Source organism: Hymenobacter sp. GOD-10R, from assembly GCF_035609205.1.
Taxonomy (GTDB): domain Bacteria; phylum Bacteroidota; class Bacteroidia; order Cytophagales; family Hymenobacteraceae; genus Hymenobacter.
Genome location: NZ_CP141184.1, coordinates 1,644,830 through 1,668,248, shown reverse-complemented (window position 1 = coordinate 1,668,248; position 23,419 = coordinate 1,644,830). Strand labels below are relative to the sequence as shown.

Genomic DNA, 23,419 nt, shown 5'->3' with positions numbered 1-23,419 from the left:
CATTCGCGTTATGAGGGCACAGTGGAGCTAGGTTTACCGAAGGCAATTATCTCCTCAAAGGAAGCCAAGGCAGCACACGTGAGCGAAAAATTCACATCAGTGCCTCTTTTTGCCCAGTTTCCCGTACAACCGCTTTGTGCTCTCTCTCCTTCATCAACTATGCTTTCTTCAATGAAACAGCCATCGCACTTACTATTGGCCTTATTCCTTGGCACCACGGCTACGCTTTCGGCTTGTGACTCGCGCTACACCCCCGGCGTCGACCCCCAACGCGTGAATGATTTTAACATTAGCAGCGCGCCACCGGCCCGCAAAATGGAAATCTACGCCGACAGCATCAACTACCGCCAGAACGTGCAGCCGCCAGCCGGCAAAGGCTCGGCCGCCGACATAGGTACCTCCGTTGACGCCCAGCTCGAATCAGCACCTAGTGGCAACAGCGCCACTTCGCCCCAAGCACCTAGCGGCGTGCTCAACTCGCCGCCCCAAAAGTCGACTAACGGCAACGGCACCAACTCTAACGAATCGACGCCCGCTTCGCAACAACCTACTCAGAAATAAAGGGCTTGCTTAATCAGCTAAACGAAAGGCCTGCGAAACTTAGCGTTTCGCAGGCCTTTCGTTTAGCTGATTAAGCAGACAAGCTAGCTACTAGGTCGCGCATCTAGGCAGTAGCGGTTGTGCTCCGCATGACGCAGCAGCAAGAGGAAGAAGATGCCGTAGATCATCTGCGTTCCTACCGCATCCCAGTTTTCCTGCTGGCTGCTGCCAAACACCAGCGCCATCAGCACAAACATGCCGAGCGCCAGCACTGGCCGCGTAAACAACCCTAGCAGGAGCAGCAACCCAATACCAAATTCCACAAACGGCAGCACCGTAGCAAACAACTCCACCAACACCGAAGGCAGCCAGGTAGCGGCAAATTGCTTTACCAGCCCGGCACGAAACGCGCCTAGCTTTGGAATGCGCACCAAGCCGTGCCCAAGAAAGTTGATGCCGAGCAAGAGCCGCCCTAGTACGAAGGCAAGCTCAGAATTGGTTAGTTTCATAGCGAATCAGGCCAGCGCAACGAGCTACTTAGCTAGTCTTGGCAAGGCGTGGGCGTTTGGCTTTTTTCACGTCTTTGCGCTTTGCTTCGCGGGCCTTGTTCTTTGCGTAGGCGGGGTCCTTCAAGAGTGCTAAACCGCTTGTAATGGTTGTTGCATCTTCCGTGATGCCCCACACCGTGTCGGGTAAGCCAGTAGCTTTGCCTAGGTATTTGCGGAGCGCCAACATGCCGTAGGTAGAGGCAATGGCAGCAGCACTGCCGAGCAAGGCTCCTTTCAGCGGTTTGCCGCCCGAGGCTTTGTAGGTAGCGGCACCTACCAAGGCCCCCGACACAATGCGCCCCCCTAATACGGGTGGTGCCGTTCGATCAGGAGCGTTCGGTAGCTTGTCGCCCACTATTTCGCCCCCGGCCATTACCGTTAGCACCTTGGCGGTGGTGGGCGACTGCATGAAGCGCAGGCGCGACTTGCCTAGCTTCTTTGTGGGATTGTTCGAGAGAGAGTGGCTGAGTAGGGCCGGAGCCGTCATGCTGCGCATGCCGGCCAGCACACCTAGGCCTATTGCCTGCCAGAATTTGGTTGCCATATAAGTAACGTTTAGTTCATGTAAAAGGAGTAAGCTCTTAACGCATAAACTCGACCGATGGCCACAAGCAAGATTTTGGCTTATGCTTCTTTATCGCCTGCTCAGGCTTTTCCAACAACAAAGGCTGCCCTTGCGAGCAGCCTTTGTCTGACGTGTACGTTTTGCATTAGCGCATCTGTACTTAGTCTTTTAGCGCCACACGCTGCAAGTCTAGATCTTGAAAGTCGAAGCTAAAGTCGGTGAGGGGCGAAATAGGCTTCATCTTCAGGCCAGCGGCGCGGCCTTGCTCATCTAGCGTGAAGGCAGCATACGCGTCGGCATTGAAGCTCCGTTCGCGCCAGCGCACTACGTAGGTGCTGCCGCGGTACGGCAACAGTTGCCCCACCAAGCGGTGCGCCCGTTGCGACTTCAGCCACAAGTCTTTGCCCTGTTGCACGATGATAACATCCCCAAACCACGCATCGTGGTAGCGCCCCACGTAGGCAGAGTAGTCGGGGCGTTTCGGAGTAGCTTTCTGGGCCACGGCCACTTGTTTCCATACGGCTGCCAGCACTTTATCCGCATCCGATTCGCTACTCTTGCGGCGGTCTACCATTTCCTGCACTCTATCGAGGCCGGTTAGCCCTAGGTAGTGGTCCTCAATGGCATTAGTCACGGCCGTAAAAGCCGCGCCGTTTTCCTGGTTGGTCAGCACGATAATGCCCAGGTGCAATTCCGGCAACAGCGTCATCTTCGTTACCATCCCAATTTCGCCGCCCGTGTGCGACACCTCTTTGTAGCCCCGCACATCGCGCAGGAAGAAACCTAGGCCATAGGCGGAGAAGTGCGTGTTGTAGGGCGTCGGCGCCGGGCTCAGGGGTAGAATGGTTTGCGGCGTCCACATTTCGCGCTGCACGTTGGCGCTGAGCAAGGAAGGAGGCGCACCTGGTCCACCAAGCAACATTTTGGCCCACAAACTCAAATCCGTCACGCTGGAATACATGCAAGCCGCCGGTGCCCACAGCGTACCTAGGTCGCGGCGCACTACCTGCGCTTTGCCATCAACTACTGCGTGAGCATCAATGACGTTACTGGCATCGGGCAGGCGCGAAAAGCTGGTAGCGCTGTGCGTCATACCAAGTGGCTTCAGCAAGCGTGCTTCCACAAACTCTGCCCAGGGCTGCCCGGCCACCCGCGTCACAATATCGCCCGCTACGATGTAAAGGTTGTTGTCGTAAGCATACTGGCTCCGAAACGACGATACGGGCCGGAAGTAGCGCAGATTGTGAATAACGTCTTTGGTGGTGAAGTCAGTCGAGTCGGGAAAGAACATCAAGTCACCGACCCCTAGGCCGAGGCCGCTGCGGTGGGTGAGCAGGTCACGGATAGTGAACTCGGCCGTCACGTACGGATCATACAGGCGAAACTCAGGAATATAATCCGTCACCTTATCGTCCCAACGCAGCTTACCCTCATCGACCAGCAAGCCAAGGGCCGCCGTGGTGAAGGCCTTGGTATTAGAAGCAATGCCGAACAAGGTGTTAGCGTCTACCGGCACCTTCGTATTCAAAGAGCGCACGCCGTAGCCTTTGGCCATTACTACCTGTCCGTCCTTCACTACGCCCACTGCGATACCCGGCACATCGAATGCCTTTAGGGTGCGCGTTACTACGGCATCCACGGCGGCTACGTCGAGGGGCGTGGTGGGCGGGGTTGCCATTTGGGCAAAGGCCGGCAACGCCATAATTGTTGTTAAAACCCAGGCAATTACACAAACTCGGCACATATAGCAAATAGGAAAGAATGGGCAATGCAGGTAAACAATCTGTTGAGGCGCTCCATAGCCTACGTTTTAAACCTAGGTTAGTAGGAGCTTTGGTAAGCCGATAGCAGCGACACTAGTGCGCCAAATTGGCTGCCACTCGCTGCAAGTCTAGGTCTTGAAAATCGTAGCTGAAATCGGTGAGCGGCGAAATCGGCTTCATTTTGATACTTGCCGCATTGCCTTGTTCGTCCAGCATGAAGGCGGCGTACGAGTCGGCGTTGAAGCTTCGGTCGCGCCAGCGCACGACGTAGGTACTACCGCGGTAGGGCAAGAGCTGGCCCCTCAGGCGCGGCGAACGTTTCGCTTTCAGCCACAAGTCTTTGCCTTGTGTATACACCGTCACTTCGCCCAGCCACGGGTCGCGGTAGCTGCCAACATACGGCGAGTAGTCGGGTTTCTTCGAGGCTTTTTGCGCCACGGCCACTTGCTTCAACACGGCATCCATGGTTTGGTCGGCGCCGGCGCGACGAGCTTTGGTGAGGTCCACCATTTCCTGCACCCGATCCAGTCCTGTCAGCCCTAGGTAATGATCCTCAATGTGGTTGGTAACGGCGGTGAAAGCCGCGCCTACTTCCTGGTTGGTCAGCACGATGATGCCGAGGTGCAGTTCGGGCAACATGGTCACTTTGGTCACCATCCCGACTTCGCCGCCCGTGTGCCACACCTCCTTATAACCGCGTACGTCGCGCAGGAAAAAACCTAGGCCATAGGCGGCAAAGTGCGTGTTGTAAGGCGAAGGTGCCGGGCTCACGGGTAAGATGGTTTGCGGGGTCCACATCTCCCGTTGCACGGCCGGGCTCAGCAGTGGGGCCGGCGCGCCGGGGCCGCCGAGCAGCATCCGTACCCACAGGCTTAGCTCGTTTACGCTCGTGTAGAGGCCGCCGGCGGCCGCACCCACCGTACCTAAGTCGCGGCGCACCACGTGTACTTTGCCGTCGAAGGAAGCGTGACCATCAATCACATTGCTTAGGTCAGATAAGCGACCATAGTTGGGAGCGCTGTGCGTCATTCCCAAGGGCTTTAGTAGGCGTGCTTCCACAAAATCGCCCCACGGCTGCCCCGATACGCGCGCGACTATCTCCCCAGCGACTAGGTAGAGGTTGTTGTCGTAGTCGTATTTGCTGCGAAACGACGACACCGGCCTGAAGTAGCGTAGGTTATGAATGACGTCTTTAATGGTAAAATCGGTCGAGTCGGGAAAGAACATCAAGTCCCCAACACCTAGGCCTAGGCCGCTACGGTGGGTAAGCAGATCACGGATAGTGAACTCGGCCGTCACATAGGGGTCGTACAAGCGAAATTCCGGAATGTAGTCGGTCACCTTATCGTCCCAGCGCAGTTTGCCCGCTTCCACCAGCAGACCTAGGGCTGCGGCCGTAAAGGCTTTGGTATTGGAAGCCACCCCAAAAAGCGTGTTGGCATCTACCGGCACCTTCGTGTTCAAGGAGCGCACGCCGTAGCCCTTCGCCATTACTACCTGCCCGTCTTTCACGACCGCCACGGCAATACCTGGTACGTCAAACTCTTTGAGCGTGCGCGCCACGACCGCATCGACGCCGGCTACGTCGAGGGGCGTTGTAGCTGGCGAAGCCATTTGCGCAGCGACGGGCAGCGCGGTCAGTAAAGCCAGACCTAGGTTCAGTAAGTAGGTTCGGAACATAGAAAGCGTTGTATAAGATTATAATCCTGGGCTTCTCACTAGCTAGCTTCAGGCCTGCGTTGGGCTAAAAGGTGGACTACTGCGCGTTGCTTGCGATGCTGTTATTTCTGCTTAGCCGCCCAAGCGTCCATCTTGCGTTCCAGCACAGCGAGGGGCATCGAGCCGCCGGCTAGCAACTCATCGTGGAAATCTTTTAGGCTGAACTTGGCACCCAACTGCTTTTCGTAGCGGGCGCGCATCTCCCTGATTTTGAGCTGGCCTGTTTTGTAGCTCAGGGCCTGACCCGGCGAAACCATGTAGCGTTCTATTTCAGCCGTGGCCAATTGTTCGCTGATAACCTCGTTGTCTAACATGTACTGAATGGCCTGCTCGCGCGTCATGCCGCGAGCGTGCAGGCCTACGTCTACCACCAGGCGGATGGCGCGGTGCATTTCGCCGCCCAGCGAGCCCACGTATTGGTAAGGGTCGGTGTACAGACCTAGCTCCTTCCCTAGGCTCTCGCAATACAAAGCCCAGCCTTCGCTAAAAGCGCTGTAGCCGCCAAAGCGCCGGAATTTGGGCAAGCTGGTGTTTTCCTGCTGCAACGCAATCTGGTAGTGGTGCCCAGGAATGGCCTCGTGCAAAAATACGTCCTCCATGGGCGGCAAAGACGTCACGTTGTACTGCGTAGCATCCAGAATGGGCACGTAGAAAATGCCCGGCCGCGAGCCATCCGCCGAGCCGCGGTTGTACTGAGCACTAGCTGAAGCTGCGCGGTAGGCTTCGGTCTGGCGCACTTCAAACGGGGTTTTGGGCACATGGCCGAACATCTTCTTGAGGTTGGGCGCCATGCGCTGATGAATGGCCTCGAAGCCATCGAGCACTTCCTGCGGCGTTTTGTAGGGCCGAAACTTCGGGTCGTTTTTCATGTAAGCGAAAAAGGCCGGCAGGTCGCCCTGAAAACCCACTTCCTGCTTCACCCGCTCCATTTCCGTGCGCAGGCGCTTCACTTCGCTCAAACCAGTCTGATAAATTTCTTCCGGCGTTTTGTCGGTCGTGGTGCTGGACTTCACGGCATAGCGATACGCTTCCGGCCCGCCGGGCAGGTCGCCGAAGCCCGAGGTAACACGGGCTTTCGGCAAGTATTCGTTTTTCAGAAAGGCGCTGAGCTTTTGGTAAGTTGGCACCAGTTCGGTGCTGATGGCGCGTTGGTAGGCTGCGGTTAGGCGCTCCTTGTCGGCAGCCGGTAAGCTAGCAGGCAGCTTGGTGATAGGGCCGTAGAATACGCTTTTAGTGGGGTCGGCCGCAGCTAGGGCGTCTAGCTGCGGTATCATCTTCACGACAAGCGCTTTCGGCAGCACTACGCCTTGGGCCATGCCCTTGCGGAAGTTGCCCATGGCCGAATCGGCCCATGCCGTGAAGCCGTGCACGCGGTTAAGCCAGTTGTCGTAGTCCCTCACTGTTTTGAAAGGCTGCGCGCCGTTGCCGGAGCCGTACTGAGCCATAGTTTGCGGCAGGCCGCCGGTTTGACCGAAGGGCATCATCCAGCCGATTTGCTTCTGGCCCGCAAGATCCATTTCTAGCTGGTAGCGAAAAATGTCGTAGCTCACTTGGTCTTCAGCCGGGAGCTTGGCGCGGTCAACTTTCTTCAGATCCGTGAGGTAGCGCTGGTAGAACTGCTGCGCCTGCTGGCGAAAGGTGCGGGTTTGCGTGTTGGGCAGTTGGTCGTTGTAGCGGTTGTCGCCCTCGGCCGTGGCCGCGAGGGGAAACAGCTTGGCCTGTTCTTCCCAGTAAGACTCAAACAAGGACGCCAGCGGGGTCGATGCCACCGGCGAAGCAGCTGATGCCATAGCCTTAGGCGCCGCAGTTGTTTTTTTGGCTGCTCGAGTCTGCGCCACGGCCATGCTGCCGGGCAACAGCATTACCGCAAGAAGGAGGGTAGCAGTGTTTTTCATGGAATAAATTCTATTTCAGCAAGCAAACTACCACCTGCAATGGACAAACCCCAACGCTTCAAGGCATTGAAAAAGGAAAACCCGCGCTGTGATTTCACGGCGCGGGTTATTCGGTACGCTGGCGCGCAGCTACCGCTGCCGGGCGGCCCAGGCGTCCATGCGCTTCTCCAGTACCGCCAGCGGCATGCTGCCACCCGCTAGTATTTCGTCGTGGAAAGCCTGCAAGCTAAACTTAGTACCTAGCTGCTTTTCGTAGCGCGCCCGCAACTCACGTAGTTTCAAAGCGCCCGTTTTATAGGCCAACGCTTGACCGGGCAGCGCCATATAACGCTCAATTTCGGCCGTAGCGCCTTGTTCGCTAATTGGCTCGTTGTCCATCATGTACTTGATGGCTTCCTCGCGGGTCATGTTTTTGGCGTGCATGCCCACATCGACCACGAGCCGGATAGCACGGTGCATTTCGTCGCCCAGCGCCCCAATTTTCTGGTACGGATCCTTGTAGAGACCTAGCTCTGGACCTAGGCTTTCGCAATACAGCGCCCAGCCTTCACTAAAGGCCGGGTAAGAAGCAAAGCGCCGGAACTTCGGCAAGCCAGTGTTTTCTTGTTGCAACGACAGCTGGTAATGGTGCCCCGGAATGGCCTCGTGGGCAAACAACGATTCCATGCCCGAGGTGGTGTTAAACTTCGTGGCATCCAGAATCGGCACGTAAAAAATGCCTGGTCGCGAGCCGTCTGGCGTGCCGCGGTTGTACTCGGCCGAAGCCGTGGCGGCCCGGAAGGCTTCGGTCTGCCGAATCTCGAAGGGCGACTTGGGCGTGCGGCCAAATAGCTTGGGCAAGTTGGGCGTAATCTTCGCCTGAATAGCGCGAAACGCATTCAGCACTTCTTCCGGCGTTTTGTAGGGCGTAAACTTTGGTTCCGAGTTCAGGTAGGCAAAAAAAGCCGGCAAGTCGCCCTTAAAACTCACTTGGTTTTTGATGGCTTCCATCTCGGCGCGGATGCGCTTCACTTCGCTCAGGCCGGTTTGGTAAATGGCATCCGGCGTGCGGTCGGTGGTGGTCATCTGGCGCACATGGTAGCGGTACATTTCCGCACCGCTGGGCACGGCAGCTAGGCCCGTCGTGGTGCGCGCTTTCGGCAAGTATTCGGTTTGCAGAAAGTCGGCTAGCTTGCGGTAAGTCGGCACCAGCTGGGTAAGAATGGACTGCTGGTAAGCGGCCGTCAGGCGCGTTTTGTCCGCTTCCGAGAAGCTAGCGGGCATGCGCGTAATAGGCCCGTAAAACAAGCTTTTGGTAGCGTCGGCAGTAACTTGGGCTTGCAATTGCGGCACCATCTTCAGCACCAGCGCCCGTGGCAGCACCACGCCGGTCTTTATCCCCTGCCGGAAGTTGCTGATGGCCGAATCAGCCCAAACCGGAAACTTGCTCACCCGGCTCAGCCAGTCCTCATAGTCTTTCACCGTTTTGAACGGCTGCGCCCCCGTGCCGGACCCTAGCTGCCCAAGCGTGTTGGGCAAGCTATAAAACTGGGCAAAGGGCATCATCCAAGTATTCAGCTTGAGACCTTCGAGCCGGTTCTGCATCTCGTACTGAAAGATGTCGTAGCTCACCTGATCGTCGGCCGACAGCTTGGCCCGGTCGAACTTCTGCAAGGAAGTAAGATACTGCTGGTAAAAGCGTTGCTGCTGTTGCCGGAACGCGCGCGTTTGATCATTGGGCAGCTGATCATTGTAGCGGTTGTCGCCCTGACTAGTGGCGTTCAGGGGAAATAGCTTGCCGCGCTCTTCCGAATAGCTATCAAATAGCGTCGCCATCGGCCCCGAGGCCGTCGCGACAGACTGGAACCCGGCGGCTCTAGAAGCAGCCGGCTTGGTTTGCTGCGCCGCAACAGGGCTAGCTAACGCAGCGGCTACCAGGGCTGAGAAGTATAGTTGCTTCATCAAGAAAGTGAATAGGTGATTGGCAGCCTGTATGCGCATGGCACAAAGGCAGTTAGACGCAAAGTAGAAGTGAATTCGCAAAGGCGCTTTAAAGTAACGGAGCAGCGAATCGATGATCCGCTGCTCCGTTCGATATCAAAAGCTAGGGCTACTTCTCCCCTGCCGCCCAGGCGTCCATCTTGCGCTCCAGCACTGAAAGCGGCATGGCGCCATCTTTCAGCAGCTCATCATGGAAAGAACTGATTTTGAAGTGGCTATTCAGCTGATGGCTGTACTTTTCGCGCAACTTCACCCGGTCGGTAGCACCTAGCTGCTTCTCGTACTTGTTGCGCAATTCGCGAATCTTCAGGGCGCCCACTTTGTAGGAAAGCGCCTGCCCTGGAATGGCCATGTAGCGCTCGATTTCGGCCGTGGCACCCTGCTCGCTGATGGCTTCGTTGTCCATCATGTACTTGATGGCTTGCTCGCGCGTCATGCCTTTGGTGTGCATGCCTACGTCGACTACCAAGCGAATAGCGCGGTGCATTTCGTCGCCCAGCGCCCCCATGTACTGATAGGGGTCGGTGTACAGACCTAGCTCCTTGCCCAACGATTCGCAGTACAAAGCCCAGCCTTCCACCATAGCGCCGTAATTGGCAAAGCGGCGGAACTTGGGCAAATCGGTGCTTTCCTGTTGCAGCGAAATCTGGTAGTGGTGGCCCGGAATGGCTTCGTGCAAGAACAGCGATTCCATGCCCGAGGTGGTATTAAACGTCTTGGCATCCAAGATCGGTACGTAGAAAACGCCGGGCCGCGAGCCATCCGGCGCGCCTTGGTTGTACTCTGCCGACGCCGACGCCGCACGGAACGCTTCCGTCTGGCGAATCTCAAACGGCGTTTTCGGCACGCGCCCGAACATCTTTTTCAAGTTCGGCTCCATACGCTTATGGATGTCCTCGAAGGCGTTGAGCACGTCCTGCGGCGTTTTGTAGGGCATGAAGCGCTTATCGTTCTTCATGAACTCGAAGAACGCTTTTAGATCACCTTTGAAGCCGACCTGCTCCTTCACGCGCTCCATCTCTCCCCGAATGCGCGTCACTTCCTTCTGGCCGGTCGCGTAGATTTCCTCCGGCGTCTTGTCGGTGGTGGTCCAGTACTTCACGTAGTACGTGTAGTCTTCCTTACCGCCTGGAATGGCCGCAATACCGGTGCTGGTGCGGCTTTTCGGCAAGTATTCGTTCTTCAGGAAGGCACCTAGCTTTTGGTACGTCGGCACCACGTTCGCCATAATGGCCTGATTGTAGGCATCCGTCAGGCGCTTCTGGTCGTCGGCCGAAATGTCCTTGGGGAAATTCCTCACCGGGTCGTAAAACAGGCTCTTGGTCGGGTCCGTCACAACCAACGCCTGCATCTGCGGAATCATCTTCACGACTAGCGCCTTCGGCAGCACCACGCCCGTGGCCATGCCCTTGCGGAAGTTCGCTATGGCGGAGTCGGCCCATACCGGGAATCCTTTCACCCGACCTAGCCAATCTTCGTAATCTTTGGTGGTTTTGAACGGCTGGATGCTTGCGCCTGAGCCGTATTGCCCCATGCTAATCGGCAAGCCCCAGAACTGCTGAAACGGCATCATCCAGGTGTTCAGCTTCAAGCCAGCAATTTGGCTTTGCATCTCATACTGAAAGATGTCGTAGCTGGTCTTGTCGTTTTCCGATAGGGTGTTGCGGTCGAAGGCGTTCAGCTTGTCCAGGTAGCTTTGGTAATAGGCCCGCAGCGTATCGCGGAAGGCGTGCGTCTGGTCGTTAGGGAGCAGGTTGTTGTAGCGGTTGTCGCCCTGCGCCGTGGCGTCGAGCGGGAATAGCTTGTTGTGCTTTTCCCAGTAAGCGTCGAACAGCTTACCTAGGTCTTGGGCCTTTGCGTCGCCGTCAGCGCCGTTTTCTCCTTGCTTCTGCTGATTGCAAGCGGCCAGCAAGGAACTGGCAAGTGCCCCGATGAGGACCAGTCTTTTCATGTAATCGAGGGAGTAGGTTGTGGAGCGTTAAAGCTAAGCAGTTTGACCTAGCTTTTTCAGAACAGTGTAGAGACACATACTTGTGTCTCTTCGTTGCTGATGTTGTTTGATCTGAATCGTTTCACCGCAAGTCGTTCAACGACGAGACACAAGTATGTGTCTCTACACCCGCCGACACACAACTACCAAAACGATAAAGCCCACCGCGGAGCAATACCTAGGTACTGCTCCGCGGTGGGCTTTGTGGCAATTCTAAAACGGGTACCTAACTACACCAGCAGCGCCAGGAAATCAGGCTTGCCGTTCAGGTATTCAAACGAGAAGCCTTCCTCCAGCATGCGGGCCTTGATGCCTTCTTCGTCGCCGGAATGCTTCACCTCAATACCGACGAACACAGGGCCTTTCTCCTTGTTATTCTTCTTGATATACTGAAAGTGGATGATGTCATCTTCGGGCAGCAGCACGTTGTTCACGAAGCTGCGCAGGGCGCCGGGCTGTTGGTTGAAGGTCACCATGAAATAGTGCTTCAAGCCCTGATACTTCATGGCGCGCTCCTTGATATCCTCCATGCGGGTGATATCGTTATTGGAGCCACTAACCACGCACACCACGTTCTTGCCCTTGATTTCGTCTTTGTACTGGCTTAGCGCCGAAATGCTGAGCACGCCTGCCGGCTCCACCACGATGCCTTCCTCGTTGTAGAGTTTAAGCAAGTCTTGGCAAACAAGGCCTTCCGGCACCAGCACGATTTCGTCGAGCAGCTCGCGGCAGATTTCGTAGGTCAGCAGGCCGGGGCACTTCACAGCCGCGCCGTCCACGAAGCTGTCGATTTGGGTAAGGGCGCCGTGCTGACGGTCGTAATAGGCCTTGTGCATGGAAGGCGCGCCTTCTGGCTGCACCCCGATGAGCTTGGTGTGTGGGCTCATCTGCTTGAACACGCTCGCCACGCCCGAAGCTAGGCCGCCGCCCCCGATGGGCATAAAGCAATAGTCAATGGGCGCGGTAGCGATTTTCAGAATTTCCAGTCCCACCGTAGCCTGCCCGGCCACCACGGCCGGATCGTCGAAGGGATGGATGAACGTGCTGCCGCGGCTGTCGCAGAACTTCTTGGCTGCTTGAAAAGCTTCGTCGAACGTGTTGCCGGTGAGCACCACTTCAACTTGGTCTTTGCCGAACAGGCGAACTTTGTCAACCTTTTGCGCCGGTGTGTTGGCCGGCATGAAAATATACCCCGGCAGCTGGAGCGAGTGGCAGGCGTAGGCGACACCTTGGGCGTGATTACCGGCGCTGGCACATACAATTTCGCGGGCGCCATCAATCGGCGGCAACGTCGCCATCTTGTTGTAGGCACCTCGAATCTTGTAGGAACGCACGACTTGCAGGTCTTCCCGCTTCAGGTACACATTGGCCTCGTAGGTGCGCGACAAACCTAGGTTTTGCAGCAAAGGCGTCTTGTAAATGACGCCTTTCAGCAGCCGTGCCGCCTTTTCTACTTGCTCCAAACTAACGGCTGCCGTTACCGGGGCTACTTCATTTTCCATGGGGTTACTATTTTGAAGGAGCTAGGTCAGAACGAGAAGCTCCCCTCCTTTTTTCAAGGAGGGGTTGGGGGTGGTTCCTTGTCGTTGAACGACAGACTAGGTCTAATTTTCTAGCTCTAGCCGGACCCCCCCCAACCCCTCCTTAAAAAAGGAGGGGAGCTAGCTTTCTAGTGCTAGCTCCCCCTGTACTTACGCTTCTACGTTTTCTGTTTTCGAGCGCAGTTGGCGCACCGTAGCGCCAGTCTGCCACAACTCCGAGTCGCGTACTTCTTTCAGTTCAGCTTCCAGCTCCTTGCGGTAGCCGGGGGTCGAGCCACGCTCGATGGTGCGGCGGGCTTCTTCGCCGGAGGCTACGCTGTCGTACAGCTCGTTCAGCACGGGCAGGGTAGCGTCGCGGAAACGACCTTTCCAGTCGAGGGCGCCGCGCTGGGCCGTTACCGAGCAGTTGCTGAACATCCAGTCCATGCCGTTTTCACCAACCAGCGGCACGAGGCTCTGGGTCAGCTCTTCTACAGTTTCGTTGAACGCTTCCGAAGGCGAGTGGCCGCGCTGACGCAGCACTTGGTATTGGGCCTCGATGATGCCGGCTAGGGCGCCCATCAGCACGCCACGCTCGCCGGTGAGGTCAGAGTAAACTTCTTTCTTGAAGTCGGTTTGGAACAGGTAACCCGAACCAACACCGATGCCCATGGCTACAGCTTTTTCATACGCTTTGCCCGTAGCGTCCTGGAACACGGCGAACGACGAGTTCAGACCACCACCGGCCAGGAACAGGCGACGCAGGCTGGTGCCGCTACCTTTGGGAGCTACCAGAATCACGTCTACATCAGCTGGAGGGATGATGTTGGTTTGGTCGTTGAAGGTGATGCCGAAACCGTGCGAGAAGTACAGCGTTTTGCCAGCAGTCAGGCGCTCTTTCAGCGTAGGCCACAGGGCAATTTGGCCGGCATCCGACAGCAGGTTGCAGATGATGGTGCCGCGGTCAGCCGCTTCCTCGATTGAGAACAGCGTTTCGCCTTCCACCCAGCCGTCGCTCACGGCTTTCTCCCAAGAAGCCGAGTCTTTGCGCTGACCTACAATCACGTTGAACCCATTGTCGCGCATGTTCAGGGCCTGGCCGGGGCCTTGTACACCGTACCCGATGACAGCAATCGTGTCGTCTTTCAGAACTTCATGCGCTTTTGCTAGGGGGAACTCGTCGCGGGTAACTACGTTTTCTTCTACGCCGCCAAAATTGATGGTTGCCATTGGGAAAGGTTAAAAGGTAAAGGTTGAATGTTGATTTCTGTGTTGGGTGTAGCGCGAAGCTCCTGCTTCGCGCATCGTTGAACGATGTCGTTGCAACAACCATAACCTAGGTCGTTCAACGAGGCGCGAAGCTCTCGCTTCGCGCTACATCGTGAATACTTTGTCGCGGCTGTTGAGGTACTCGTTCTCAGCCACTTCCGGGCTAGGTTCCGTCCGTTCAAATTCGCGCAGCTTGCGGTTGAAACCTTCACTGCCTTTGATGATGGCAATGCGGGCCGAGCGCACAAACTCAATCAGTCCGAAAGGCTGGAGCACTTTGATTAAGTTGTCGGTTTCCTCGCGGTGGCCAGTGGTTTCAAACACCGTGTAGTCCTTGCGAATCACTACCGCCCTCGCTCCATTTTCGCGCAGCAGGCGCTCTACCAACGCCTTTTCGGCGATGATATCAGTAGGCACTTTGTAAAGCGCCATTTCCTGCCAAATCACATCGTCGTTGGTGTTGTAGTACACCTTCAGCACTTCCACCTGCTTCTCGATCTGCCCAGCTAGCTTCGCGACGACCTCCTCTGTCTCGTGAATCACAATATTGAACCGGTGAATACCTTCGATTTCGGAAGGCGAGACGTTCAAGCTTTCAATATTGATCTTGCGGCGGGAGAAAATGATGGCAATGCGGTTCAGCAGACCTACCTGGTTTTCCGTGTAGGCTATGATGTTATATTCTTGCCGGTCAATGGGTTGGTGACTCATGACTTCTGTTTACTGTAATTTTGAACGTCATGCTGAGCTTGCCGAAGCATCTCGCTCGCGTCGTTGATCAATTGAGATTACTATTGCACGCGCGATGCTTCGGCAAGCTCAGCATGACGTTCTTATTGTTTTCACCAGATCTACCGCAGTCTGATTTCCGCTACGCTGCATCCTTGCGGCACCATCGGGAAGATATTGTTCTCCTTGGTTACCATCACTTCCAGCAGGAAGGAGCCGGGGTGTTCGAGCATGCGCTGGATGGCGGGGCGCAAATCGGCGCGCTCCGACACGCGCTGGCCGGCGATGCCGTAGCCGCTGGCAACGGTCACGTAGTCGGGGCTGGCGATGTTCACGAAGGAGTAGCGCCGGTCGTTGAACAGCTCCTGCCACTGGCGGACCATGCCGAGGAACTGGTTGTTGAAAATCATGATCTTGACATCAACGCCCGTTTGCATGATGGTACCTAGCTCCTGAATCGTCATCTGGAAACCACCGTCGCCAATGATGGCCACCACCGGGCGCTCGGGTGCACCAAACTTGGCGCCGATGGCGGCAGGCAGGGCAAAGCCCATGGTACCTAGGCCGCCGCTCGTGATGTTGCTGCGCGTCTTCTTGAAGTTGGCGTAGCGGCAAGCCACCATCTGGTGCTGGCCCACGTCGGTCACGATGATGGCTTCGCCGCCCGTCAGTTCATTGAGTTGCTGCACGATTTCACCCATCGTCAGTTCTTCCGAGGTAGGGAAAAGCTCTTCTTGGATGACGGCTTCCACTTCCTGGGCCAGGTAGTCGCGGAAGCGACCCAGCCATTCGTCGTGCGTCTTGGCTTCAACCAATTCAGTGAGCAGCGGCAGCGTTTCTTTGCAGTTGCCCCACACCGGCACCGTCACCGCCACGTTCTTACCGATTTCAGTCGGGTCGATGTCGAGGTGGATGATTTGGGCTTGTTTGGCGTATTTGTCGAGGCGACCGGTTACGCGGTCATCGAAGCGCATACCGATGGCAATCAGCACGTCGCATTCGTTGGTCAGCACGTTGGGGCCGTAGTTGCCATGCATGCCGAGCATGCCCACGTTCAGCGGGTGGTCGTTCGGAATGGCGCTGTCACCTAAGATGGTCCAGGCCGACGGAATGCCGCTCTTTTCAATAAACGCCTGAAACTCCTTCTCCGCGGCACCTAGGATCACGCCCTGCCCCCACAGCACGAACGGCCGCTGAGCTTGGTTGATGAGCGCCGCCGCCTGCGTGATGTACTCGGGCCGCACGATTGGCTTGGGCCGGTAGCTGCGGATGTGCGAGCAAGGCGTGTAGCCCGGAAACTCAAACTTCTGCTGCTGCGCGTTCTTGGTAATGTCAATGAGCACCGGACCGGGGCGGCCGCTGCGGGCGATGTAGAACGCCTTGGCCAGCGCCTCGGGAATTTCGCTCGCATCCGTCACTTGGTAGTTCCACTTCGTAACGGGCGTCGTGATATTGATGATGTCGGTTTCCTGGAACGCATCGGTACCGAGCAAGTGCGCAAACACCTGCCCCGTGATGCACACCAGCGGCGTGCTATCAATCTGAGCATCAGCTAGGCCCGTAACCAAGTTCGTAGCACCGGGGCCGCTGGTAGCAAATACTACTCCTACCCGACCCGACGAACGCGCGTAGCCCTGGGCCGCGTGAATGCCGCCCTGCTCGTGCCGCACCAGCACGTGGTTTAGCTGCTCTTTGAAGTCGTATAGCGCATCGTAGATGGGGATGATGGCCCCACCCGGATACCCAAAGATCGTGTCCACCCCTTCTTCCAGCAGCGCGAGCAAGGTTGCTTCGGCGCCGGAAATCGTCTTGGGGGCTTGCTCAAGCAAGATTGGGGATGGTTGCTCTTTCGTTAACATAGTCTTCTTCGAGTAAATCGGTAATGCAGCCGTGACTGGCGTCGCTCACGGTGCGGATGTACTTGAGCAGCACGCCCTGACGCACCGGCAGCGGCGGACGCTGCCAAGCGGCGCGGCGCTCAGCTAGCTCATCTTCGGAGAGTTGCACATTGATGGTGTTCTCGGTAGCATCGAGAATAATCCAGTCGCCGTCCTGCACCAAGGCTAGGCCGCCGCCGTCGTAAGCTTCGGGGCAAACGTGACCAATCACGAAGCCGTGCGTGCCACCCGAGAAGCGACCATCGGTAATCAGCGCTACTTTGTCGCCGAGGCCAGCACCCATGATGGCCGAGGTTGGCTTGAGCATTTCCGGCATGCCCGGACCCGCTTTCGGACCCACATAGCGAATCACAACCACCTGACCGGGCTGAATCTTATGATCGGTAATGCCTTGGTTCAGTTCTTCTTCCGAGTTGAACACAATAGCAGGGCCTTCAAACCGCAGACCTTCTTTGCCCGTGATTTTTGCCACACCGCCTTTAGTAGCCAGGTTGCCATACAGCATCTGAATGTGGCCATCTGCTTTGATCGGGTTATCCAGCGGACGTAACAGGTCTTGCTCAGCACCGAGTGGCTTCACGTCGGCTAGGTTCTCGGCGAGCGTGCGACCCGTTACGGTCATCAAGTCGCCGTTGAGCAGCCCGTAGTCGAGCAGCGTGCGCTGCACGGCTGGAACACCCCCTATTTTCGACAGATCCTCCATCAGATACTTGCCGCTAGGTTTCAAGTCAGCCAGCACCGGCACACGGTTGCTCACGGCTTGGAAGTCTTCCATGGTCAACTTCACGCCGGCCGCGTGGGCAATAGCGATAAGGTGCAGCACGGCATTGGTCGAGCCGCCGAGTACGGTGATAATCACCATGGCATTCTCAAAAGCTTCGCGCGTCAGAATGTCGCGGGGCTTCAGGTCTAGCTCCAGCAAACGGCGCAAATACACGCCGGCATCAAGGCACTCCTGCACTTTGGCCGGGCTATCGGCGGGCAACGACGACGAAGCCGGCACACTCAGACCTAGGGTCTCGATGGCAGCGGCCATGGTGTTAGCCGTGTACATGCCCCCGCACGCCCCCGGACCGGGGCAGGCGTTGTGGATGATGCCTTTATAATCTTCGTCCGAAATCTGGCCGTTTACCTTCTTTCCGTAGGCCTCGAAGCACGATACAATATTGAGTTTCTGCCCTTTGAACTCGCCGCCGCGGATAGAGCCACCATATACCATCAGCGCCGGCCGGTTGAGGCGCGCCATGGCGATGAGGGCACCAGGCATGTTCTTGTCGCAACCTACCACGCAAGCCAGCGCGTCGTAGTAGTGCGCGCCGGCCATAGCCTCAATCGAATCTGCAATGATTTCTCTCGAAACCAGCGAGAAGCGCATGCCCGCATTACCGTTCGTAATGCCGTCGCTCACGCCGATTGTATTAAACCGCAACCCGACCAGGCCTTGCGCGGCTACTCCTAGCTTCACGTCGTCGGCCAAGCCGTTGAGGTGCATGTTGCAGGTGTTGCCCTCGAAGCCCGTGGAGCAGATGCCCACGAATGGCTTGCGCAAATCTTCATCCGACAGGCCCGAGCCGATGAGCATGGCCTGTGAAGCCGGCAGGCTGTCGTCCTGCGTGTAGATGCGACTGTATTTATTTAGGATCATGAGGGTTGTTACTGTGGTCCGAAGCGGCGGCGGTGCTTAGCGTCGGGGCGGTTGTGTTAGAGCAGTAGTTTTCGTTTGAATTCTGGGGCGCCTCAGCACACATGAGGCAGAATTTCATGCTGCAACTACCCACGTTTGAGTTGGAGTCGAAAATCATTTCTGTTTATTGCTACTATTTCAAAAGAGAATCCTTATACAAGCAAACTGCTGTTTGTCAATCACATATCAGAAACACAACTACAGTGTCTAACGTGTTTTTGAAGGTTATTTTATTGTTTTCAGCAAGCTGATTTCAACAAAAAAGCCCTTCTGAGCGGCGGGCTGAGAAGGGCTTTTTATTGGTAAATAAGCAGCTAGTCCTTTCAACCCGTCGGCAGAGGAATTCGAATGACTACGACTGGAATGAACTGCTGAAACATGATGAGCGAGAAGCTGAATGGAAATGTTTGGACAACAAAAAAGCCACCTCGGGCGGAGATGGCTGCTAGCTACTTGGGGGTACGTACACCGGTCAGCAAACCATCTCCAGGCCCAGTGGAATCACCACCAGGTTGGTAATAATAATTGCGACGATGACGGTTTGCTTTTTCATACTGTGCTGGCAAACATACTAACTTTTTTGAAAGCGCAAGAAATTTTCAGAAAAATCACCGGAGCTTATCCTCTCATTATGAACGATCTGCAACGAGGTGTAGAGACACATACTTGTGTCTCGTCGTTGAACGACTTAGGTCAGAACGACCCAGCATAGAACAACCTAGGTCAGCAACACTAGCAACGACAAGACACAAGTATGTGTCTCTACACCTCTATCCTGCCCGAACATCTCCTATATTTAGCCGCACTGACTTTCGCTTTTTCCGCTGCATGCAGGCTTTATTACCCATTTTATTTGCATTCGTAGTCGGCATGGGGCACGCCTTTGAGCCCGATCATTTGCTGGCCGTGAGCCAACTTGTCGCCAAGCGCGACAACATGCTGCTGGCAGTGAAAGACGGTCTATACTGGGGCCTAGGTCACACCACCACGCTGGTGATTTTTGGAGGCATTATCATGCTTGGCAAAATTACCTTTCTACAAAGTGGCTATTTTGAAGCGGCTGTAGGCCTAGTGCTGATTACGATGGGCGTTGGGCGCCTGACGAACAAGGCCAATTTCAACCTAGGCCAGAACGTGAAGTACCAACACAGCTTCGCCTATGCTATTGGGTTACTGCACGGCCTAGCTGGTAGCGGCGCTTTGGTACTCCTAGTAATGAGTGAGTTGCGCGACCCGCTGCAAAGCCTAGCTTATATCTTGGTGTTTGGCCTAGGTTCGATTGTGGGTATGTTTGGCGCGGCGGCCCTCATGAATATTCCCTTCACGCCCCGCATGCGCATCAGTCGGGTGCTCACTAGCACCGTCATCGTCATTTCCTCCCTGCTGAGCATCGGCTACGGCAGTTGGATGGTCTATGCGAATGTTAAGTTCTAAATTATGTGTCATGCTGAGCTTGCCGAAGCATCTCTCCCGCACTGGTAAATGATTACTTTGGCCGTAGAGATGCTTCGGCAAGCTCAGCATGACGTTCTCCACTAATCAAGGCACTCCCTTATGCACCTCTCGCCCAAAGACCTCGACAAACTCGTGCTGCACCAGGCTGGCTTCGTGGCCCAGAAGCGCTACGCCCGTGGCCTGCGGCTCAACTACCCCGAAGCCGTAGCCCTGCTCGCGACCCAGCTGCTGGAGTTTATCCGCGACGGGGAGCGAGTGGCCGTGCTCATGGACAAAGGCAAGAAGATCCTAGGTCGGCAGGATGTGCTGGAGGGCGTGGCCGACATGCTGGTGGAAGTGCAGGTGGAAGGTACCTTCCCCGACGGCACCAAGCTCGTGACCGTGCACCACCCGATATGCCGCGAAGAAGGCTCGTCCGAGCTAGCCCTCTACGGCTCCGGCCTCACCAAAAAGCCGCAGACGCATTCCCCCGACAACCTCATCAACGCCGCGCCGGGCGAATACCTGCTCGCCGCCGACGACCTCATCCTGAACGAAGGCCGCGCCACCGTGGAGCTGGAAGTGGTCAACATGGGCGACCGGCCGGTGCAGGTTGGCTCGCACTATCCCTTCTTCGAGACGAACCTAGCCCTGCAATTCGACCGCGAAAAGGCATATGGCTTCCGGCTCAATATCCCGGCGGGTACGGCCGTGCGCTTTGAGCCCGGCGAGCGAAAGCGCGTGACACTGGTGGCGCTAGCTGGGGAAAGGATTGTGTATGGCGGGAATGGGTTGATTGATGGGAAGTTGGATGATAATTCAGTACGCACTACCGCTCTAGAAAAAACCACTACTTCTACATCTTGAAGGACTTAAAGCAAAGAATAACAGATAAGGCAGTTATATCTTTATGGTTAGTGGCCTGTGTTGCAATTATCATCCTAGCTATACCATTTATTCCATTAATCTTGATCTATGCTTATGTCAGCGATAAGCAGTTTGATAAGGACTACAGGCATTACTTACAACGAATGAATGGCACATGCTTTTTTTGTTACAACAACCGCAAAAGTAGCGTTGCATTTGCACGTGATGTGATAGTGCCAAAGCTAAACCCGGCTATCGAAGTTATTTTTGTTGAAGGCCGAGAGGTTAAAAACAGATCTGATAGCAAATTCATTTCTAGGATGCTATATAGTATACAGGAAAGAAAGGGATTCCCTTATCTACTAAAGATCGAGGATGAGCAGGTGCTAAATTATTCCGTGAATAATCAATTTTACAGCACCATGATTGGCAAAAAGCAAGTAGAGCCTCTTCTGGCTCACATTGATTCATTTTTTATTTCTAATTCTCCTTCTTCAAACTAATGATTATTCCTTCATATCGATTTTATGATTACGCTGATATATATTTACTAGCAAGTATGTTTTACTTAAGTCATGGAAAGAAGAATCATGATAACCGAAAAGTCTGAATCAACATTATCCATCACTAAAACACCTTCTTCAGTAATCAAGGATTATAGATCATATAAATCAAGCCTATTAATTATACTACTCTTTTTTATTGCAATGTTAATTATCTCCAAAGATGCAGCACACACCTTCACAGCATCAATAATTTTATTTTCACTTATATTCTGCACACCAATACTTTGGCAAATAACAAAGCTTAAGAAGCAATTTAAAGAAGGGCACACAACAACATTTAACAAAACATCAGAAGAAGTTTATATCAATAAAGATTCATTATACTCATTTAATGACATAAGTAGCGTGTTAGTAGGCCCATATTATGATGGAGATAATACATACTCAGGTCATGAAATTAAATTAAAAGCAAAAGGCAAGGACTTCACCATAGAATCGTGTTTGAAAGAAGACGCAGATATTAAAATAGCAATAATTATTGTTGACTTTATTAACAAACCACTAATTCAAGTCGAAGGATTTTAATCTTTCAACGCGCACAAACCTAGCTTCCGCTACAACCAAATTAGCCTATGTCTCTCCCCCTCGACCGGCGCGCTTACGCCGATATGTACGGCCCCACAGTGGGCGACAAAGTACGCCTCGGCGACACCGACCTGATCGTGGAAGTTGAAAAAGACTACTGCATCTATGGGGAGGAGTGCAAGTTTGGGGGCGGCAAAACCCTGCGCGACGGCATGGGCCAAGCGGCGGGCGTGGCGCAGGCCGATGCGCTGGACATGCTCATCACCAATGCCTTAGTGATTGACTACACCGGCATCTACAAGGCCGACATTGGTATCAAGAACGGCCGCATCAGTGGGATTGGCAAGGGCGGTAACCCCCACATTATGCCCGGCGTGACGCCCGGCATGGTGGTGGGCGTGACGACGGAAGTGGTAGCCGGTGAAGGCCAGATCCTGACGGCCGGCGGCATCGACTGCCACATTCACTTCATCAGTCCCCAGCAGATCAACGAGGCCCTAGCTTCCGGCGTCACGACGATGGTGGGCGGCGGTACTGGGCCGGCGGCGGGCACCACCGCCACCACCTGCACGCCGGGCGCGTTCTACATCGAGATGATGCTGAAAGCGACGGAAGCCTACCCGCTGAACTTCGGTTTCCTGGGCAAAGGCAATTCCTCCAAGCCCGAAGGCCTGATTGAGCAGGTCGAAGCCGGCGCCCTAGGCTTCAAGCTGCACGAAGACTGGGGCACCACGCCCGCGGCCATCGACCAGTGCCTCACCATCGCCGACCAGTACGACGTGCAGGTGTGCATCCACACCGATACACTGAACGAAAGCGGCTTCGTGGAAACGTCTACTGCCGCGTTCAAGGGCCGCACGATTCACGCCTACCACACCGAAGGCGCCGGCGGCGGCCACGCCCCCGACATCATCAAAATTTGCGGGGAGCCGAACGTTATTCCGTCGTCCACGAACCCCACGCGGCCCTTCACGGTGAACACCATCGACGAGCACCTCGACATGCTTATGGTGTGCCACCACCTCGACAACAATATCCCCGAAGACGTAGCCTTTGCCGAAAGCCGGATTCGCGGCGAAACGATTGCCGCCGAGGATATCCTGCACGACCTAGGTGCCTTATCCATCATTTCCTCCGACTCCCAAGCCATGGGCCGCGTGGGCGAAGTGCTAACGCGCACCTGGCAGACGGCCCACAAAATGCGTCAGCAGCGCGGCCTTCTCCCCGAAGATGCTCACGGCCAGGCCGACAACTTCCGGGTGAAGCGTTACGTGGCAAAGTACACCATCAACCCGGCCCGCGCCCACGGTTTCGCCGACGAAATCGGCTCCGTGGAGCTAGGTAAGCTCGCCGACCTGGTGCTCTGGAAACCACATTTTTTCGGTTCGCGCCCGGAGATGATTATCAAAGGCGGCATCATTGTGCAGGCGCAGATGGGCGATGCTAACGCCTCCATCCCCACGCCGCAGCCGTACTTCTCGCGGCCCATGTTCGGCTCGTTCGGTCCAGCCGTTGGCAAGACCTCGATGATCTTCGTATCGCAGGCTTCGGTGGCGCACGTGCAGCAGTACTACGGCTTACAGAAGCAAGTGGTAGCCGTAAAAAACTGCCGCAGCGTGTCGAAAAAGGATATGGCCTTGAACGACTACCTGCCTAACATCCAGGTTGACCCCGAGACCTACAAAGTAACCGTTGATGGTGTACATCTGACCTGCGAGCCCGCCACGAAGCTGCCGCTAGGGCAGTTGTATAACTTGTTTTAGTCCTGCGTTTAGCGGTGGAATTGAAACCAGAGAACCAAGCTATACCACTCTAACCGTTGTCATCCTGAGCTTACGAAGGACCTTTTCACGCCAGAATAGCTAACATCTGCAAACGTGAGAAGGTCCTTCGCAAGCTCAGGATGACAGATGGGAAGAACGTAGCC

At 55.5% G+C, this 23,419-nt stretch carries 18 protein-coding genes; 6 read left to right on the top strand and 12 right to left on the bottom strand.

Features of this window, described 5'->3' with window-relative positions:
* Positions 1–171 precede the first annotated feature (171 nt).
* The gene (locus tag SD425_RS06825; protein ID WP_324676765.1) at positions 172–561 is read left to right on the top strand and encodes a hypothetical protein; all 390 of its coding nucleotides are present in this window, start codon (positions 172–174) and stop codon (positions 559–561) included.
* Positions 562–644: 83 nt separating this feature from the next.
* On the opposite strand, the gene SD425_RS06820 is transcribed toward SD425_RS06825, so the two are convergent.
* From SD425_RS06820 to ilvD, 12 genes are all read right to left on the bottom strand, one after another.
* Positions 645–1,049 (bottom strand): DoxX family membrane protein, encoded by a 405-nt coding sequence (locus SD425_RS06820; RefSeq protein ID WP_324676763.1) that lies wholly within the window; start codon positions 1,047–1,049, stop codon positions 645–647.
* Positions 1,050–1,077: 28 nt separating this feature from the next.
* A complete protein-coding gene (locus tag SD425_RS06815; RefSeq protein WP_324676761.1) occupies positions 1,078–1,632 on the bottom strand; it encodes a DUF4126 family protein in 555 nt (184 codons plus the stop codon).
* Between the two features lie 181 nt (positions 1,633–1,813).
* Positions 1,814–3,331 carry a serine hydrolase gene (locus SD425_RS06810; RefSeq protein ID WP_324676759.1) on the bottom strand — a complete coding sequence of 506 codons (1,518 nt, stop codon included), beginning with the start codon at positions 3,329–3,331 and terminating at the stop codon, positions 1,814–1,816.
* A 178-nt stretch (positions 3,332–3,509) separates the two neighbouring features.
* On the bottom strand, positions 3,510–5,096 hold the full coding sequence (locus SD425_RS06805) for a serine hydrolase (RefSeq protein ID WP_324676757.1): 1,587 nt from the start codon (positions 5,094–5,096) through the stop codon (positions 3,510–3,512).
* A gap of 101 nt (positions 5,097–5,197) precedes the next feature.
* Positions 5,198–7,030: a DUF885 domain-containing protein gene (locus tag SD425_RS06800; protein WP_324676755.1), complete on the bottom strand. Its 1,833-nt coding sequence runs from the start codon at positions 7,028–7,030 to the stop codon at positions 5,198–5,200.
* Between the two features lie 129 nt (positions 7,031–7,159).
* Positions 7,160–8,971, bottom strand: coding sequence for a DUF885 domain-containing protein (locus SD425_RS06795; RefSeq protein WP_324679499.1), 1,812 nt, complete (start codon positions 8,969–8,971; stop codon positions 7,160–7,162).
* A gap of 148 nt (positions 8,972–9,119) precedes the next feature.
* Positions 9,120–10,961: a DUF885 domain-containing protein gene (locus SD425_RS06790; protein ID WP_324676753.1), complete on the bottom strand. Its 1,842-nt coding sequence runs from the start codon at positions 10,959–10,961 to the stop codon at positions 9,120–9,122.
* Between the two features lie 269 nt (positions 10,962–11,230).
* The gene (ilvA, locus tag SD425_RS06785) at positions 11,231–12,502 is read right to left on the bottom strand and encodes a threonine ammonia-lyase IlvA (protein WP_324676751.1); all 1,272 of its coding nucleotides are present in this window, start codon (positions 12,500–12,502) and stop codon (positions 11,231–11,233) included.
* 189 nt (positions 12,503–12,691) lie between these two features.
* Complete coding sequence (gene ilvC, locus SD425_RS06780; protein ID WP_324676749.1) at positions 12,692–13,750, bottom strand: ketol-acid reductoisomerase; 1,059 nt, start codon at positions 13,748–13,750, stop codon at positions 12,692–12,694.
* A 144-nt stretch (positions 13,751–13,894) separates the two neighbouring features.
* The gene (gene ilvN / locus SD425_RS06775) at positions 13,895–14,500 is read right to left on the bottom strand and encodes an acetolactate synthase small subunit (protein WP_324676747.1); all 606 of its coding nucleotides are present in this window, start codon (positions 14,498–14,500) and stop codon (positions 13,895–13,897) included.
* Between the two features lie 140 nt (positions 14,501–14,640).
* A complete protein-coding gene (ilvB, locus tag SD425_RS06770) occupies positions 14,641–16,377 on the bottom strand; it encodes a biosynthetic-type acetolactate synthase large subunit (protein ID WP_416381026.1) in 1,737 nt (578 codons plus the stop codon).
* The gene (gene ilvD / locus SD425_RS06765; protein WP_324676743.1) at positions 16,340–18,061 is read right to left on the bottom strand and encodes a dihydroxy-acid dehydratase; all 1,722 of its coding nucleotides are present in this window, start codon (positions 18,059–18,061) and stop codon (positions 16,340–16,342) included. Before ilvD ends, ilvB begins: the two co-directional genes overlap by 38 nt.
* 867 nt (positions 18,062–18,928) lie before the next feature.
* Between ilvD and SD425_RS06760 the strand changes: the two genes are divergently transcribed.
* The 5 genes from SD425_RS06760 (at position 18,929) to ureC (ending at position 23,255) form a co-directional block, all read left to right on the top strand.
* A complete protein-coding gene (locus tag SD425_RS06760) occupies positions 18,929–19,534 on the top strand; it encodes an urease accessory protein (protein ID WP_324676741.1) in 606 nt (201 codons plus the stop codon).
* A 120-nt stretch (positions 19,535–19,654) separates the two neighbouring features.
* Positions 19,655–20,401: an urease subunit beta gene (locus SD425_RS06755; protein WP_324676739.1), complete on the top strand. Its 747-nt coding sequence runs from the start codon at positions 19,655–19,657 to the stop codon at positions 20,399–20,401.
* Positions 20,398–20,904 (top strand): hypothetical protein, encoded by a 507-nt coding sequence (locus SD425_RS06750; protein ID WP_324676737.1) that lies wholly within the window; start codon positions 20,398–20,400, stop codon positions 20,902–20,904. Before SD425_RS06755 ends, SD425_RS06750 begins: the two co-directional genes overlap by 4 nt.
* Before the next feature lie 72 nt (positions 20,905–20,976).
* Entirely contained in the window at positions 20,977–21,492 is a 516-nt protein-coding gene (locus SD425_RS06745) for a hypothetical protein (protein ID WP_324676735.1), read from the top strand.
* Positions 21,493–21,539: 47 nt separating this feature from the next.
* Positions 21,540–23,255: an urease subunit alpha gene (gene ureC / locus SD425_RS06740; RefSeq protein ID WP_324676733.1), complete on the top strand. Its 1,716-nt coding sequence runs from the start codon at positions 21,540–21,542 to the stop codon at positions 23,253–23,255.
* Positions 23,256–23,419 lie beyond the last annotated feature (164 nt).